The following is a 15,106-nucleotide window of genomic DNA, read 5'->3' on the forward strand; positions in this document are numbered from 1 at the left end:
TGCTGGCATGAAGAAACTGATCTGGCTGGCGCTGTGCCTGCTGCCCGGCGCTGCCGCGGCCGAGGAGATGGTGATCTACCGCTGCACCGGCAGCAGCGATGTTCCCACCGTGCAGCGCATGCCCTGTTCGGCCGGCATGAAGCAGGAGATCGTGAAGCTGCCCGGCTCCGCGCCGTCGACGCCGGCTGCAGCCCCCGCGGCCGCTCCCACGCCAGCGGCGGTCGCCGCCGACCCCGCGCCTGCAGCGCCCGCCACGGAAGCGCCCGTCGCTCCCACACCGCCGCGCGCGGGCCAGGAGCGCATCATCAGCGAGGCCTACATGGTCGAGCGCGAGGGCGGCGATGCCATCCTCGACAGCGCCCTGCTGCCCCGCCCCGGTGATGCCGCGGTCGACGAGAACGCACCGCCCAAGCCGCCGCTGCCGCCGATCTTCCAGTGCCAGGACTCGCAGGGCGGCCAGTACCTGCACGAGTACGAAGCCGCGCCGGGCCGCTGCGAGCTGATGAACGTCAGCGGCCTGGGCGGTGCCACGCCGGTCAATGCGGCCAGCTGCGAAGTGGTCGGCGACCGTTGCAGCGAAGTGGCCGAGGCGCAGCGCTGTGGCAGCTGGCAACAGCGCTTCCGCAATGCCCGCGGTCGCGAGCGCTTTGCCTCGGAGGAAAACCGCAATGCCGCCCGTGCCGAGCGCGAGCGCCTGCAGGCGGTGCTGACTGAGAGTGATTGCCGGGTGCCGGAGTAGGCGCTGCCACCCGGCGTTGATGGGGTCAGAGCCCTTTCCTGCGGAAAGGGATCCGACCCCGGGTCAGGGTCAGAACCCGTAGCGCAGGAAGCCGCCGTCGACCGCGATGCACTCACCGGTAACGTAGCTCGACGCCGGCAGGCACAGGAAGCCCACCGCTGCGGCCACTTCTTCAGGCTCGCCGATGCGGCGCATCGGCGTACGTGCGATCACTTCTTCGTAGTAGTCGGCATCGGACAACGGGCCGGACGTGCGCCGGGTGCGGATGTACCACGGCGCCACCGCGTTCACCCGGATGCCGTCCTCGGCCCATTCCACTGCCAGGTTGCGGGTCATCTGGTGCATCGCCGCCTTGGTCATGCCGTACACCACGCCGCTGCGCACATGGGTCAGGCCCGAAACGCTGCCGACGTTGACGATGGACGAGGAGGCGTGCCGGGCCAGCAGCGGATGCGCGTAGCGCGACAGCTCGAAGGCCGAGAACAGGTTGGTCTCGAAGATCTGGCGCCACTCGTCCTCGGAATACTCGGTCGCCGCCTTGGTGACGTTGCCGCCGGCGTTGTTGACCAGGATGTGCAGGCCATCGCTGTGGTCCTCCACCCAGTCCAGGATCTGGCGGCGGTCTTCGTCATCGGAGACATCGGCGGCCAGCGCATGAACCTGCATCTGCGGATGCACGTCCAGCAGTTCGTCGCGCGCGGTTTCCAGCATGTCGATATCGCGGCCGACGATCATCAGGTCGGCGCCGAAACCGGCCAGTTCGTGTGCGATCGCCAGGCCGATGCCGGCGCTGGCACCGGTGATCAGGGCCGTCTGCCCGTCAAGGCGCCACCGTTGCTGGGTCATGAGTTCTCCGGGGCCGCGCCCGCTGTATTTCGATGCCGCAAGGATACGCGTCACAGCAGGGCGTTGCCGACAGTGCGACACTGCCGCATCACCCGCCCCGGAGCACCACGATGCGTCTGCTGATTCCCGTCTGCCTGTCGGTCGCACTGCTGGCCGGTTGCCAGAAGCCGGCCCCGCCCAACCCCGAGAAGCCGCCGGAGCCGCAGGCGCTGGCCAAGGCCATCAACCAGCCGCTGGACCGCGCCAAGGACGTGCAGAAGACCGTGGACGCCGGTGCCGAGCGCGAGCGCAAGGCCGAGGCTGAAGCAACGCAATAGCGGATGAGAGGTAGCGCCGGGCCATGCCCGGCGAGCGCGGAGCGCGGCCTCCAGAATCCGCCGGGCATGGCCCGGCGCTACCAATAAAAAAACGCCCGGCCGGAGCCGGGCGTTTTCATTACCAGCAAGTGCCGGTCAGAAACCGCAGAAGCAGTACGCCAGTGCCTTCACCGGTGCACCGTTGCCCTTCTCGCGCGCGGCGTTCTCGACGAAGCGCAGCTGGGTGTCCACTTCCGGCATCGTGCGCGCCAGCATCATCCGCGCGACACCCGAATCGGCCAGCATCCAGGCACCGGCATGGCTGCCGGCGAACCCACTGATGAACTGCGCGAACGGAGTGGCGGGCTTCTCGATGTAGCGCACGCGGTACTTCTCGTCATTGCCCAGCTTGGCACGGCTGGCGGCGTCGGCCACGGCGTCCTTCATGCCGCCGAAGGCGTCGACCAGGCCGCGTTCCTTGGCCTGCGCACCGCTCCAGACGCGGCCACGGGCCACTTCGTCGATGGCTTCGACCGGCTTCCTGCGGGCCTCGGCGACGCGACCGGTGAAGTCGGCATAGCCCTTGTTGATCACCGACTGGATGACCTGGCCCACGGCCGGGTCCATCGGGCGGGTGACGTCGAAGGCACCGGCGAAGCGGGTCGTGCCCACGCCATCGGTGTGCACGCCGAACTTGTCCAGCGCGCGGCTGAAGTTGGGGATCATGCCGAAGATGCCGATCGAACCGGTGATGGTCGACGGATCGGCATAGATGCGATCGGCGTTCATGCTGATCCAGTAACCACCGGAGGCGGCCAGGTCGCCCATCGACACCACCACCGGCTTGCCGGCGGCCTGCAGGGCCACCACTTCGCGGCGGATCTGCTCGGAGGCGAACACTTCACCGCCCGGCGAATCCACGCGCAGGACCACGGCCTTGACCTGGTCGTCGTCGCGCGCGGCGCGCAGCAGGGCCGAAGTCGACTCGCCACCGATGCGACCGGCCGGCAGGTCGCCGCCGCTGATCTCGCCGGAGGCCACCACCACGGCCACCTGCGGACGGTTGTCCACCGGGTTGCGGCGCGCGTCGAGCTGACCCATGTACGAGGCGAAATCGATGTTGCGGAAGCCGCCATCAGCGTCTTCGTCGGCCACGCCGCGCTCGATCATCAGATCCTCGAATTCCTCGCGGGTCTTCAGCGCGGTCACCAGCTTCTGCTGCAGGGCGAACTTGGCCAGGTCACCGCCGGCCGCGGCCACGCCTTCGGGCAGCGTATCGATGCCCGCAGCCAGCTGTGCCGGATCGAGGCGGCGCGCCTTGGCGATGTCACCCAGGTAGCGCTGCCACACGTCGTTCATCCAGAACAGGTCGGCTTCCTTGGACGCCGGCGAGGCCGCATCCAGCACGTACGGTTCGGCGGCGGACTTGTACTCGCCCACCTTGAACAGGTGCACGTCCACGCCCAGCTTGTCCTGCAGGCCGGTGCGGAAGTACTGGCGGTAACGGCCCAGGCCCTCGAGCACCACCGACCCCATCGGGTCCAGGTAGACCTCGTCGGCCTGCGCGGCCAGCAGGTACTGCGACTGGCCCATGCTCTGGCTGAAGGCCACGATCTGCTTGCCCGAGGCGCGCAGGTCCTGCAGCGCACCGGCCACTTCACGCAGCGAGGCGAAGCCGGACGGCTGCAGCTTGTCCAGCTCCAGCACCACGCGTTCGATCTTCTTGTCGGCCTTGGCCGATTCGATCACGCGCAGCAGGTCGCGCAGCTGCACTTCCTCGGCACCGTTGTCGCCGACCGCCTTGGCCAGCGCGCGGCTGACCGGATCAGCGCTGTACTGCTCGACCAGACGGCCTTCCGGCGCGATGACCAGCGTGGTGCGGTCCTGCAGGGATTTGCTGGCGCCGGCACTCATGCCCGCAGCGACGATGAACATCACCACCACGAACAGCAGCAGGCCGAAGAACACCAGGTTGAGGATCAGCCTGCGGGTGAAATTCATCACGTCCCACAGCCCGATGAAGAAACCGGCGATGGGATTGCGATGCGCCGGGGGCAGCGGGGGCACGGGTTGGTTCATGGAGCGCTCCGGATGGCTTCTTGCCGTGGTAACAGCATAGCCGGTGCCGTGTAAGGCGGCATCGGACACAAGTCAGGGGTTCGCCCGTCACGGTCTGGCGTGACGGGCACGACGGTCATTCCAGGGCCGATTGACCGATGCGCAGGCTGCTGCGACGCAGGCGCCAGCCCATCAGGATGGCGGCGGCGGTCAGGCCGACGATCAGGCCGATCCACATGCCCTGCGGGCCCATGCCCAGGCCCAGGCCGAGCCCGGCACCGAGCGGCATGCCCAGGCCCCAGTACGCGAACATGGCGATGAACATCGGCACGCGCGTGTCCTTCAGCCCGCGCAGCGCGCCGGCTGACAGCACCTGGATGCCATCGGGGAACTGGAACGTGGCCGCGTACAGCAGCAGGGTCGAGGCAAGGCCGGCCACGGCCAGGTCGTTGGTGTAGACGCCGACGATGGCGTCGTGGCCGAACAGCAGCACCGCCGCCGACAGCGTCTGCGTGCCCATGATGATCGCGTAGCCGGCCCACGCCGCGCGGCGCACGCCGAAGCCATCGCCGCGGCCGACCGCATGGCCCACGCGCACGGTGGTGGCCTCGGCCACGCCCATCGGGATCATGAAGCACAGCTGCGCCACGTTGATCGCGATCTGGTGCGCAGCTGCTTCGTTGGCACCGAGGCGGCCGATCAGCAGCGCGGTGACAATGAACAGGCCGCCCTCCATCAGCACGGTGATGCCGATCGGCAGGCCGGTGCGCAGCAGGTCCCAGATCGCCGCCGGGCGCGGGCCCTCGAAGTGCGAGAACAGCTGCAGGTGGGCGAAGCGCTTGGTGAACCACAGGTAGGTGGCGAAGGCGATGGCCTGCAGCCACATCATCACCGCCGAGGCGATGCCCAGGCCTTCGGCGCCCATTTCCGGGAAGCCGAGCTTGCCGTTGGCCAGCACGTAGCCCATCGGCGCCAGCACCAGCAGGCCACCGAAGCCGAGCAGCATGGTCGGCAGCGTCCAGTGCATGCCCTCGCTGAGGTAGCGCATGCAGAAGTACAGGGTCAACGCCGGGCCACCCCAGCGCACCGCATGCAGGAAAGCGGTGGCCCCCGGCACGATGTCCGGGGCGATGCCGAAGGCCGGCAGCAGCGGCGGCACCACGGTGAGGAAGGTGAACATGATCAGGCCCAGGCCCAGCGCCAGCCACAGCGCCTGGCGGAACAGCGGGCCGATCTCGCGCTCGCGGCCGGCGCCGTGCAGCTGCGACACCGAGGCGGTGAGCGAGATCAGGGTGCCGATCGGGATCAGCATCGGCAGCCACAGCAGGGCCGTACCGATGGTCACCGCAGCCAGCGTGGCAGTGGCGTGGTGGCCGGCAATGACGTTATCGACGAAGGAGATCAGACCGGTGGATACATGGCCCAGCACCAACGGCAGGGCGAGCAGACCGGTCGCGCCCACTTCCTTGCGGAAGCGCGGCGTGGAGGTTGCGGTAGACATGGAAGTACAGGACGCCAACTACGGTTGCGCGCGAAGGGCACAGGCACCGGGTTGCGGCCGGCTATTTTACGGCCAAACGGTACCGCCCGCTGGGTAGCGTCGACCGTTGGTCGACTGCTCTTCGCGTACACCCTCGGGAATTCACCGCGCTGTGCGCGGAAGTCGACCAACGGTCGACTCTACTGGCCGGCCTGGCGCTTGAGCCAGGCGTCGCGTTCGGCGGCCGGCACGGCGAGGAAGGCGCTGCGCACGGCATCGCGTTCCTGTGGCGGGGTGCGCTGGGCCACCAGCGTCAATTGCGTCAACTGCGCGGGGCTGAGCTGGCGCAGCGCGGCCAGTGCGGCCTCGCGCTGCTCCGGCGGCACCAGACCGAACAGGCCGTGCAGCTTGGGGAACTGCATGCCCAGCTGCGGGCCCAGCCGCCAGCCGTCGCGGAAGGACTGGTCCTGGGCCTGGAACTGCTCGCGCAGGCGCTGCTGCTGCTCGGCCGGCAGCGCGGCAAAGCGGGCGGCCGCCTGGCGGATGCGCTCGCGCTCGCCCTCCGGCAGCGCCTTCAACGACGCATAGTCGGCACGACGCTGGCGCTGCTGCTCCGGGCTGAGCTGGGCAAAGGCAACGGGCGAACCCGTATCGGCCACCGGCGCCGGCGTTGCACCGGGCGCTGCCGGCGGCAGCGGTACTTCCAGCGAGGGCGGCGCGGCGGCCAGCGACAACGGCAGGGCCAGCAGCACGCTGGCAAGCAGGAATTTATTCATCGGCAGCAGCGGTTTCCAGCGCGGCACCGACCGGCTCGGGGCGGGTCGGTTTGGGTTCGGATTCATCCACCGGCAGCGGGCCGCCCGCGGCGCTCCACGCATACAGGTCGGCGTCGGCGGCCAGCGGATAGTCGCGGTCGGCCAGCATGGCGGCGTCCTCGGCCGCGTGGCCATCGGCGGCAGCGGTCGGCTGCACCTCGCTGGCCGGCAGGGATTCAACGGTGACCGGGCCGGACTCGGCGACCACGCCCTCCGGCAGCGGCGCATCGCTGGCGGTCGCGTGGTGCTGCCAGTAGCGCCAGCCCAGGGCGGCCGCCAGCAGTACCGCCACCGTCACCAGCAGGATGACCGGACCACGCCAGCGGGGCGCGCCGCTGCTGGGGCGGCGGCGCTTGGGCGCGCTGCGCTCGTCGCGCTCCGGCGTGCGCCAGCTGGCAGTAGGAGGCTGGTTGTTCGCGGCCGGTGCCGAAGGCTGCTGCAGCTGCTGCAGGCGCTTGGCCGGCAGATCGCGGATGCGCAGCTGCACCTGCTCGGCCAGGCCGCGCCACGCCGCGGCGTCGGGCTGGCCGTGGGCGTCGCGCGGGCAGGCGGCGGCCAGCAGCTGCTGGTAGCCGTCTTCATCGATATCCAGCACACGGGTGGCGATGCCTTCATCCAGGCTGCCACCGACCCGCAGCAGCAGGGCCAAGCGCGGCAGCGGCGGCATGTCACCCAGGGCGGCCAGCGGCGGCGGCCACTGCCCGGCGGCCGGCTCGCGCAGCGCCTGGCGCTGGCCCAGCAGGGTCCAGAAACGGGTCGGCCACTGCGCCATCGGCAGGTCGCTGGCCACGGCGGAGAAAGCGCGCATCACCGCGACCAGGGTCTGCTCGGCGCGGGCGGGGTCACCGCACTGCAGCTCGGCAACCACCAGCGCGCGGCGTTCGACGCCACGCAGGAACGCCGACAGCGCGCCGGCCGCGGTCGAGGAAACAGGGGCGGGCACAGCCGTCATCGGTTACTCCAAAGGTCTGCGGGCATGATAGCGGCAGCCCATCGACGGCCGGCAGGACTTGCGCCCACGGGCACTTCGTGCTGCAGGTTGTGCACAGCATCAATGCGGTCCCCGGCCGAATCGTTGTGAAGCCGCGGATTCACCTTGTTTCAGCAATGTTTCACAATCAAGCAATTGATTTTATTGGTTTTTTAAGTATGGCTATTTTTTGACCAACCCGAGTGTAAAGCCGTCGCCATCGGCCTCACACGCCCCCGTCGACCGGTAACGCACAACGTTATCCACAGAAGATGTGGATAAGACTGAATCTCTAATAGCCACCGATATTTAGGTGACATTTATGATTGCGCGGCAGGCGCGGGCGACGTGATCGCCTCTGCCATCGGCCCCCGCCCCGCCCGTTACACTGCCCCGATGCTCGACCCCATCCCGACCCTGCAGGTCGCCCTGCCCGTCCCGCTGCCGCGCCTGTTCGACTACCTGCCCCCGGAAGGTCCGGGCCCGGCCGTGCCGGTCGGCTGCCGCCTGAAGGTGCCGTTCGGCAACCGCGAGCTGGTGGGGATGGTGGCCGGCCACGGCCAGGTGGACGACGGCCAGGGCCTGCGCCAGGCGCTGGCCTGGTGCGATCCGCAGCCGCTGCTGCAGGGCGAGCTGTGGCAGAGCCTGCAGTGGCTGGCCCGCTACACCCATTCACCGTTGGGCGAAGTGGTGAACACCGCCCTGCCCGGCCCGCTGCGGCACGGCGAGGCCCTGCCCGACACCCATCACTGGGGCTGGCAGCTGACCGCCGCCGGCCAGGCCCAGCGCGAAAAGCTGCGCGCCGGCACCCGCCCGCGGCAACTGGCCGAACTGCTGGGCGAGGCCGTGGTCGACGAAGACGTGCTGGGCGCGCGCATGGAGGACTGGCGCACCGCCGCACGCAGCCTGGCCAAGCGCGAGCTGGCCGAGCGCGTGGCCCTGAGCGTGGCACCGCAACATGCGCAGCCCCTGCCCGGCCCCACCCTCAACCCGGAACAGGCCGAGGCCGTGGCCGCGATCACCGCAGCCGACGGTTTCCATGCCTTCCTGCTGGACGGGGTGACCGGCAGCGGCAAGACCGAGGTCTACCTGCAGGCGATCATCCACTGCCTGGCGCAGGGGAAACAGGCGCTGGTGCTGGTGCCTGAAATCGGCCTGACCCCGCAGACCCTGGCGCGCTTCCGTGGCCGCCTCGGCATCGCGGTGCATGCGCTGCATTCGGGCTTGAACGACAACGAACGCGCGCGCGTCTGGGCCGCGGCCTCGCGCGGCGAAGCGCGGGTGATCGTCGGCACCCGGTCGGCGGTGTTCACCCCGCTGCCGCAGGCCGGCCTGCTGATCGTCGACGAGGAACACGACGGCAGCTACAAGCAGCAGGACGGCATCCGTTACCACGCCCGCGATTTCGCCCTGGTGCGGGCCAAGGCACTGGGCATCCCGGTGCTGCTGGGCAGCGCCACGCCGTCGCTGGAAACCCTGCACAACGCCTATGCCGGCCGCTACACCCACCTGCGCCTGAAGCAGCGCGCCGGTGATGCGCGGCCGCCCCGCGTGCGCATCCTCGATGTGCGCAAGCGGCCGCTGCACGATGGCCTGTCCGCCGATGTGCTGGCCGGTATCGGCGAACACCTGCAGCGTGGCCAGCAGGTGCTGGTGTTCAAGAACCGCCGTGGCTACGCGCCGGTACTGCTCTGCCACGATTGCGGCTGGACCGCGCCATGCCAGCGCTGCGATGCGCCGATGACCGTGCATGGCGGTGGCCGTCGCCTGCAGTGCCACCACTGCGGTGCGCGGCAGCCGGCGCCCCTGGCCTGCCCGGCCTGCGGCAGCCTCGCGTTGCAGCCGCAGGGCATCGGCACCGAGCGCCTGGAAGAGCACCTGGTCAGCGCCTTCGCCGATTACCCGGTGGTGCGCATCGACCGCGGCACCACCTCGCGCCGCGATGCGCTGGAACAGCAGCTGGCGAAGCTGGGCGACCAGCCCGGCATCCTGGTCGGCACGCAGATCCTGGCCAAGGGCCACGACCTGCCCAAGCTGACCCTGGTGGTGGTGGTCGGCATCGACGAAGGCCTGTTCTCGGCCGACTTCCGCGCCAGCGAGAAGCTGGCCCAGCAGCTGATCCAGGTGGCCGGCCGCGCCGGTCGCGCGCGCGATCCTGGCGAGGTCTGGCTGCAGACCCACCACCCGGGGCACCCGTTGCTGGAAACCCTGGTCAGCGGCGGCTACCACCCGTTCGCGCAGGCCGAATTGAACCAGCGCCAGGCCGCCGGCTTCCCGCCGTTCGCGCACCTGGCGCTGATGCGTGCCGAAGCGCAGCAGCTGGAACATGCCAACGCGTTCCTGCTGGCCGCGCGGCAGCTGCTGGGCGAGCAGAACGTGGTGGAGGCCTATGGGCCGATGCCGGCGCCGATGCCGCGTCGCGCCGGTTACCAGCGCACGCAGCTGCTGCTGTCCGCGCTGCAGCGGCCGCCGCTGCATGGCGTGCTGGCCCAGCTGGTGCCGCAGCTGTACGCGCTGCCGGAGGCACGCAAGGTGCGCTGGTCGCTGGATGTGGATCCGACGGATCTGTATTGAGGCCTGCCCTGGGTCAGAGCCCTCTCTGCGAGAGGGATCCGACCCCTTGGCTATCGGGGTCGGATCCCACCCCAAGGGTGGGCTCTGACCCCGGTCGCCATCACTTACGTCAGCGGCGACATCACGCCGCGCTGGTACGCCGGGCGCTCGCGCAGGCGGGCATACCAGTCGGCCACGTTCGGCAGATCGGGACGCTGGATCGGCAGTTCGAACCAGGCATAGATCAACGAACCCAGCGGAATGTCGCCCATGGCGAACTTCTCGCCCGACAGCCACGGCTGCCTGGCCAGCGTCTCATCGGCCATCTTCAGGTAATCACCGGCGCGCACGATGGCGGCGTTGATGCGTGCTTCGTCGCGGTCGGCCGGCGCGGTGCGCATGATGCCCCAGATCAGTTCGGAGTACAGCGCAGCCATCCGCGAGGTGCTCCAGTCCATCCACTTCTCGGCCTGCGCACGTTCCATCGCATCTTCGGCGTACAGCGTGCCCAGCGAATAGCGCGCGCTCAGGTAGCGCACGATGGTGTTCGATTCCCACAGCGGCAGGCCGTGGTCTTCGATCACCGGCACCAGGCTGTTGGGATTCATCGCCACGTATTCGGCCGACTGCGTGCCGCCATGGCTGCCGCCCACTTCGATGGATTCGTACGGCAGCCCGATTTCTTCGGCGCACCACAGCACCTTGCGGACATTGCTGGAATTGCGGCGGCCCCAGATCTTCAACATTGCGGATTTCCCTGCCTGCAGCGGTGCGCCACGGTGGCGCGGAAACGCTACGATACGCCCATCAAACGCGATGCGCGTGGCATCAACGGTTCTTCTTCGGCAGCGCGCGCACGTAGGACGATTTGCCGTCCTTCTTCAGCTCGAACAGGCCGATGGCCGCCAGCAGGTCGCTGAGCTTGCCGTAGCCATAGTTGCGCGGGTCGAACGAGGCCTGGTTGCCGATCTGGCTGCCGACCGGGCCCAGGTGTGACCAGCCATCTTCGCCCTCGGCGGCCGATACCGCACGCCGCAGCATCTTCACCAGGCGCGTGTCATTGCGCAGTTCCGCGCTGTTCTTGCGCGGGCGCACTTCATCACTGGCCACCTGCCCGCTGGGCGCCTGCCCGGCCTCGGCCTCGACGTCGGGCACGCTGGCGTGGGTCTGGCCCAGGGCTTCCAGGTAGGTGAACTTGGAGCAGGCGTTGACGAAGGGCTCGGGCGTCTTCTTCTCGCCGAAGCCATACACCTTCACCCCATCGGTCAGCAGGCGCATCACCATCGGGGTGAAGTCGGCATCGCTGGAGACGATGGCGAAACCATCGAGGTTGCGCGCGTACAGCAGGTCCATCGCATCGATGACCATGGCCATGTCCGAGGCGTTCTTGCCCTTGCTGTAGGCGAACTGCTGGATCGGGCGGATGGCGTACTCGTGCAGCACCGATTCCCAGCCCTTCAGGCGCGGGCTTTTCCAGTTGCCGTAGGCACGGCGCACGTTGGCCACGCCGTAGCGGGCGACCTCGGCCAGGACTTCGTCGATCTTCGAGGCCGGCGCATTGTCGGCGTCGATCAGCAGGGCGATGCGCTTTTCCGGTTCGGACATGGTTTCCTCGGTGGGCTGCAGGCTGAGCGGAGTATCACCCATGGCCACTGGCAGCCATGTGACGTGCGATGATGCAGGGCGACATCCATCCCCCTCTGGAGTACGTCGATGAGCCGCGAACCAGTCCCCCACCTGGTCATCATCGGCGGCGGTTTTGCGGGCCTCTGGGCCACCCGGGCCCTGGCCCGCGAAAAGATCAGGATCACCCTGCTCGACCGCCGCAACCACCACCTGTTCCAACCCCTGCTGTACCAGGTCGCCACCGCCGGCCTGTCCGCCCCCGATATCGCCGCGCCGCTGCGCCACATCCTTGGCCACCAGCGCAACGTGGAAGTACGCCTGGGCGAGGTCGTCGCCATCGACAAGGCCACCCGCCAGGTGCAGCTGGCCGACGGCAGCACCCTGGGCTACGACAGCCTGCTGCTGGCCACCGGCGCCACCCACGCCTACTTCGGCAACGACCAGTGGGCCGGCGATGCGCCGGGCCTGAAAACGCTGGACGATGCCATCGCCCTGCGCCGCAAACTGCTGCTGGCATTCGAGCGCGCCGAGGCCGAACCGGACCCGGCGAAGAAGGCCGCATGGCTCAGCTTCGCGGTGGTCGGCGGCGGCCCCACCGGCGTCGAACTGGCTGGCACCCTGGCCGAGATCGCCCGCCACACCCTGCATAACGAGTTCCGCCACATCGATCCGGCCAGCGCCAAGGTGCGCCTGGTCGAGGCCGGCCCGCGCGTGCTGTCTTCGTTCCCCGAGGTGCTGTCGCTGAAGGCACGCCGGCAGCTGGAGAAGCTGGGCGTGGAAGTGCTGACCGGCACCCCGGTGAGCGACATCGACAGCCTCGGCTTCAAGCTGGGCGAACAGTTCGTGCCCGCACGCACCGTGGTCTGGGCCGCCGGCGTGGCCGCCTCGCCGCTGGCGCGCACGCTGGACGTACCACTGGACCGCGCCGGCCGCGTGCAGGTGCAGCCCGACCTGACCCTGCCCGGGCACCCCGAACTGTTCGTCGCTGGTGACCTGGCTGCAGTGAACCAGGCCAACGGCAAGCCGGTGCCCGGCGTGGCACCCGCCGCCAAGCAGATGGGCAAGTACGTGGCCGATGTCATCCGCGCGCGCCTGCATGGCAAGCCGACACCGGGGCCGTTCAAGTACGCCGACTACGGCAACCTGGCCACCATCGGCCGCATGGCTGCCATCGTGCACCTGGGCAGGCTGCAGCTGTCCGGCGTGCTGGCCTGGTGGTTCTGGCTGGCCGCGCACGTGTTCTTCCTGATCGGTTTCCGCAACCGCGTGGTGGTGCTGCTGAACTGGGCGGTGGCGTACTGGAGCTACCAGCGCAGCGCGCGCATCATTTTTGGTGATGACCAGGAAGATCGCCGGCCGAGGTAATGGCCTGCACTACGCTGGGGTCAGAGCCCTTTCCTGCGGAAAGGGATCTGACCCCGGGCATGAAGGGCTCTGACCCCGCCTCCCAACATCCTCCTCGCATGGCGTGGATCTACCGGTTCACCGGGCCGCCGGGGCCCGGCGGGCGCGGCCACACGTGGCAGAAGTCTTCTTTCCTCGCGGTGTCGGCAATCTGCCCGGCACTCCAATGCCGGATGATCCAGATCGTGAGCGCCGTGCTGCTCAACTGCCAGCGCAGCATGCCGTGGCGCGGCTGCCGCATCAGGTGGCGGCGGGCAACCCAGTAGGCCTCCTGCTCGACCACGGGCACGTTCGCTTTCCTCGCATCCTCGTCGAAGAGCTGCACGACGAAGCCCCAGGGGTTCATCTGCTGGTAGCCCGCGCGCGGTTCACCGCTGCATGCCGCCACGCCGCTGGGCGCACGGTCTGCCGGCTGCGGCCAACCATCCAGCCAGGCCAGCCCGAGCAGGTAGAGCAGGCCGGGCAGCAGCGCGATGGCGGCGACCAATACGACGACGGAGATCCATGCTTTGCCGGCAGCACGCATCGCTCTACGGCGCCTTCGGTTTCGGGTACCACAGCGCATTGACGATGACCCAGCGCTGGTCGAAACGGCCCATGTGGAAGTAGTCGACGAACCACGGCGTTTCCAGCCGCACCGAGGCGGCATTGCCGGTCACGTCCAGCACCGTGCAGCGGCGGTCCCATTGCGCCTTCGGCATCTTCAATGCCCCCTGCTTCGTCAGTGCCACCAGTTCGTCCTTCGACATCCGGCGCAGGCCCAGACGCTCGTCAGGCGTATCGCCCAGCACCGCGCGTTTGGCCAGGTCCGGATGCAGGGACCGCGCGACGCGCTGCGGGTCGGCTTCCAGCTGGCCATCGACGTAGTCATGGCAGGTGGCCTCGATGGCCGCGAGGGTGGCCGGGTCGGCGGCCGGGCTCGTCGCACCGGCAACAGCAAACAACAGGGCAAGCGTGGACATCCGGGTCTCCAGCTCTGGGCGCGCGGCGATCATGGCATGGGCGGCGTCCCCCATCCACGCGTGGCGTGGATCTACAGGACGGCCTCGGCCGGGGCCTGCAGCCAGGCCAGCTTGCGTTCGCGCGGCTGCTGCTTGAGCTGCCATTCGGCGCGGGAAGCAGACGAGCGGTCCGGGTACTCGCGCACGGCGAGGATGCGCAGCGGCGGCCGGGCCCGGGTGTAGCGGGCGCCCTTGCCGGCCAGATGGGCGGCGAAACGGGCGGCTACGTCGGTGCTGATGCCGGCGTAATAGCTGCCGTCCCGGCATTCGAGCAGGTACAGGAACCACGGGGCGGAGGGACGGGCCATGGGGGGATTATGGCGTGCTGCACTGCAGCGGATATACTGCCGCCCGAATGCAGGAGAGAGGCGCCGCGCTGGCGCCCGCCGAAGGCGCAGGCTCCCATGATCGCTCAGGCCGGTGGGCTGGAATCCCACCAACCATGCATTCGACTCGCCGAGCTGGAGAGAGGTCACCGGGCACGCCCGGCACGATCCGCCGAAGGGGCACGCGGTTCATCCCGCTGAACTCTCAGGCAAAAGGACAGCGGGAGCGGCACCGGTCATCGTCATCCCGTCATTGCGCAGGCAGTGGCGGTATACGCGCATGGCCGGCCCCACCGCGCCCGGAGCCTGTCCCATGCTGCTGTCCATCATCTATCTCGTTGCCATTTCCGCCGAAGCCATGACCGGTGCGCTGTCCGCCGGCCGCCGCCGCATGGACCTGTTCGGCGTGGTCATGATCGCCTGCGTCACCGCCCTCGGCGGCGGTTCGCTGCGCGACATCCTGCTCGGCCATTACCCGCTGGGCTGGGTGAAGCACCCCGAGTACCTGGGCTTCACCGTGTGCGCGGCGCTGATCGCCACCTGGGTGGCGCGCTGGATGCACCATTTCCGCCGCACCTTCCTGGTGCTCGATGGCCTGGGCCTGATCGCCTTCACCCTGATCGGCTGCTCGATCGCACGCGAGGCCGGCCATGCCATGCCCATCGTGCTGATCGCCGGCATGCTCACCGGTGCCTTCGGCGGCGTGCTGCGCGACATCCTCTGCAACGAGGTGCCGCTGATCTTCCAGAAGGAGCTGTACGCGATCATCTCGCTGCTGACCGGCGCGGTATATCTGTTGCTGCTGCGCTGGGGTGTGGCCGATGCCACGGCGATCCTGTGCTGCCTGGGCGGTGGCTTCGCGCTGCGCCTGCTGGCGATCCATTACCGCTGGGAAATGCCCAAGTTCGTGTACCACGACGAAGTGCATTGATCGCTCTTTGTAGAGTCGAGCCATGCTCGACTGTTCCTGGCAGAAGCAGTCGAGCATGGCT

Annotated in this window: 15 protein-coding genes and 2 riboswitches; of the genes, 5 read left to right on the top strand and 10 right to left on the bottom strand. The window is 68.9% G+C overall.

The annotated features are described in order from the left end of the window. Positions 1–7 precede the first annotated feature (7 nt). Entirely contained in the window at positions 8–739 is a 732-nt protein-coding gene (locus IAE56_RS07775; RefSeq protein WP_200752119.1) for a hypothetical protein, read from the top strand. A 69-nt stretch (positions 740–808) separates the two neighbouring features. Here IAE56_RS07775 and IAE56_RS07780 read toward each other — a convergent pair whose 3' ends face one another. Continuing rightward, on the bottom strand, positions 809–1,585 hold the full coding sequence (locus IAE56_RS07780; RefSeq protein ID WP_164073917.1) for an SDR family oxidoreductase: 777 nt from the start codon (positions 1,583–1,585) through the stop codon (positions 809–811). Positions 1,586–1,695: 110 nt separating this feature from the next. Between IAE56_RS07780 and IAE56_RS07785 the strand changes: the two genes are divergently transcribed. Next, complete coding sequence (locus IAE56_RS07785) at positions 1,696–1,902, top strand: hypothetical protein (RefSeq protein WP_200752120.1); 207 nt, start codon at positions 1,696–1,698, stop codon at positions 1,900–1,902. Between the two features lie 135 nt (positions 1,903–2,037). Here IAE56_RS07785 and sppA read toward each other — a convergent pair whose 3' ends face one another. The 4 genes from sppA to IAE56_RS07805 form a co-directional block, all read right to left on the bottom strand. Continuing rightward, positions 2,038–3,960, bottom strand: coding sequence for a signal peptide peptidase SppA (gene sppA / locus IAE56_RS07790; protein ID WP_200752121.1), 1,923 nt, complete (start codon positions 3,958–3,960; stop codon positions 2,038–2,040). A gap of 115 nt (positions 3,961–4,075) precedes the next feature. Beyond that, positions 4,076–5,440, bottom strand: coding sequence for an MATE family efflux transporter (locus IAE56_RS07795; protein WP_108770140.1), 1,365 nt, complete (start codon positions 5,438–5,440; stop codon positions 4,076–4,078). 179 nt (positions 5,441–5,619) lie between these two features. Continuing rightward, positions 5,620–6,195, bottom strand: coding sequence for a DUF3106 domain-containing protein (locus IAE56_RS07800; RefSeq protein ID WP_200752122.1), 576 nt, complete (start codon positions 6,193–6,195; stop codon positions 5,620–5,622). Beyond that, positions 6,188–7,186 carry a hypothetical protein gene (locus IAE56_RS07805; RefSeq protein ID WP_200752123.1) on the bottom strand — a complete coding sequence of 333 codons (999 nt, stop codon included), beginning with the start codon at positions 7,184–7,186 and terminating at the stop codon, positions 6,188–6,190. The genes IAE56_RS07800 and IAE56_RS07805 overlap by 8 nt, the downstream gene beginning before the upstream one ends. 414 nt (positions 7,187–7,600) lie before the next feature. Here IAE56_RS07805 and IAE56_RS07810 point away from each other — a divergent pair, with 414 nt between their 5' ends. Continuing rightward, positions 7,601–9,778, top strand: coding sequence for a primosomal protein N' (locus tag IAE56_RS07810; protein WP_200752124.1), 2,178 nt, complete (start codon positions 7,601–7,603; stop codon positions 9,776–9,778). A gap of 104 nt (positions 9,779–9,882) precedes the next feature. Here the strand turns inward: IAE56_RS07810 and IAE56_RS07815 are convergent, their stop codons facing one another. Then, positions 9,883–10,503, bottom strand: coding sequence for a glutathione S-transferase (locus tag IAE56_RS07815; protein WP_200752125.1), 621 nt, complete (start codon positions 10,501–10,503; stop codon positions 9,883–9,885). 82 nt (positions 10,504–10,585) lie between these two features. Next, complete coding sequence (locus IAE56_RS07820; protein WP_108770762.1) at positions 10,586–11,362, bottom strand: NYN domain-containing protein; 777 nt, start codon at positions 11,360–11,362, stop codon at positions 10,586–10,588. Between the two features lie 108 nt (positions 11,363–11,470). Between IAE56_RS07820 and IAE56_RS07825 the strand changes: the two genes are divergently transcribed. Beyond that, positions 11,471–12,748 (top strand): NAD(P)/FAD-dependent oxidoreductase, encoded by a 1,278-nt coding sequence (locus tag IAE56_RS07825; protein WP_200752126.1) that lies wholly within the window; start codon positions 11,471–11,473, stop codon positions 12,746–12,748. Between the two features lie 109 nt (positions 12,749–12,857). Here the strand turns inward: IAE56_RS07825 and IAE56_RS07830 are convergent, their stop codons facing one another. The 3 genes from IAE56_RS07830 to IAE56_RS07840 all read right to left on the bottom strand — a co-directional run bounded on the left by IAE56_RS07830 (position 12,858) and on the right by IAE56_RS07840 (position 14,096). Then, complete coding sequence (locus tag IAE56_RS07830; protein ID WP_200752127.1) at positions 12,858–13,313, bottom strand: hypothetical protein; 456 nt, start codon at positions 13,311–13,313, stop codon at positions 12,858–12,860. A gap of 4 nt (positions 13,314–13,317) precedes the next feature. After that, positions 13,318–13,749 (bottom strand): nuclear transport factor 2 family protein, encoded by a 432-nt coding sequence (locus IAE56_RS07835; protein WP_200752128.1) that lies wholly within the window; start codon positions 13,747–13,749, stop codon positions 13,318–13,320. 71 nt (positions 13,750–13,820) lie between these two features. Next, positions 13,821–14,096, bottom strand: a complete 276-nt coding sequence (locus tag IAE56_RS07840; protein ID WP_200752129.1) for a GIY-YIG nuclease family protein — start codon at positions 14,094–14,096, stop codon at positions 13,821–13,823. A gap of 40 nt (positions 14,097–14,136) precedes the next feature. Further along, a riboswitch (glycine riboswitch) is annotated at positions 14,137–14,226 on the top strand. A gap of 13 nt (positions 14,227–14,239) precedes the next feature. Continuing rightward, a riboswitch (glycine riboswitch) is annotated at positions 14,240–14,345 on the top strand. A gap of 82 nt (positions 14,346–14,427) precedes the next feature. Between IAE56_RS07840 and IAE56_RS07845 the strand changes: the two genes are divergently transcribed. Further along, positions 14,428–15,045 carry a trimeric intracellular cation channel family protein gene (locus IAE56_RS07845; protein WP_079223669.1) on the top strand — a complete coding sequence of 206 codons (618 nt, stop codon included), beginning with the start codon at positions 14,428–14,430 and terminating at the stop codon, positions 15,043–15,045. The last annotated feature ends 61 nt before the right edge of the window (positions 15,046–15,106 follow it).

It is taken from the genome of Stenotrophomonas sp. S41, from assembly GCF_016624625.1.
Taxonomy (GTDB): Bacteria; Pseudomonadota; Gammaproteobacteria; order Xanthomonadales; family Xanthomonadaceae; genus Stenotrophomonas.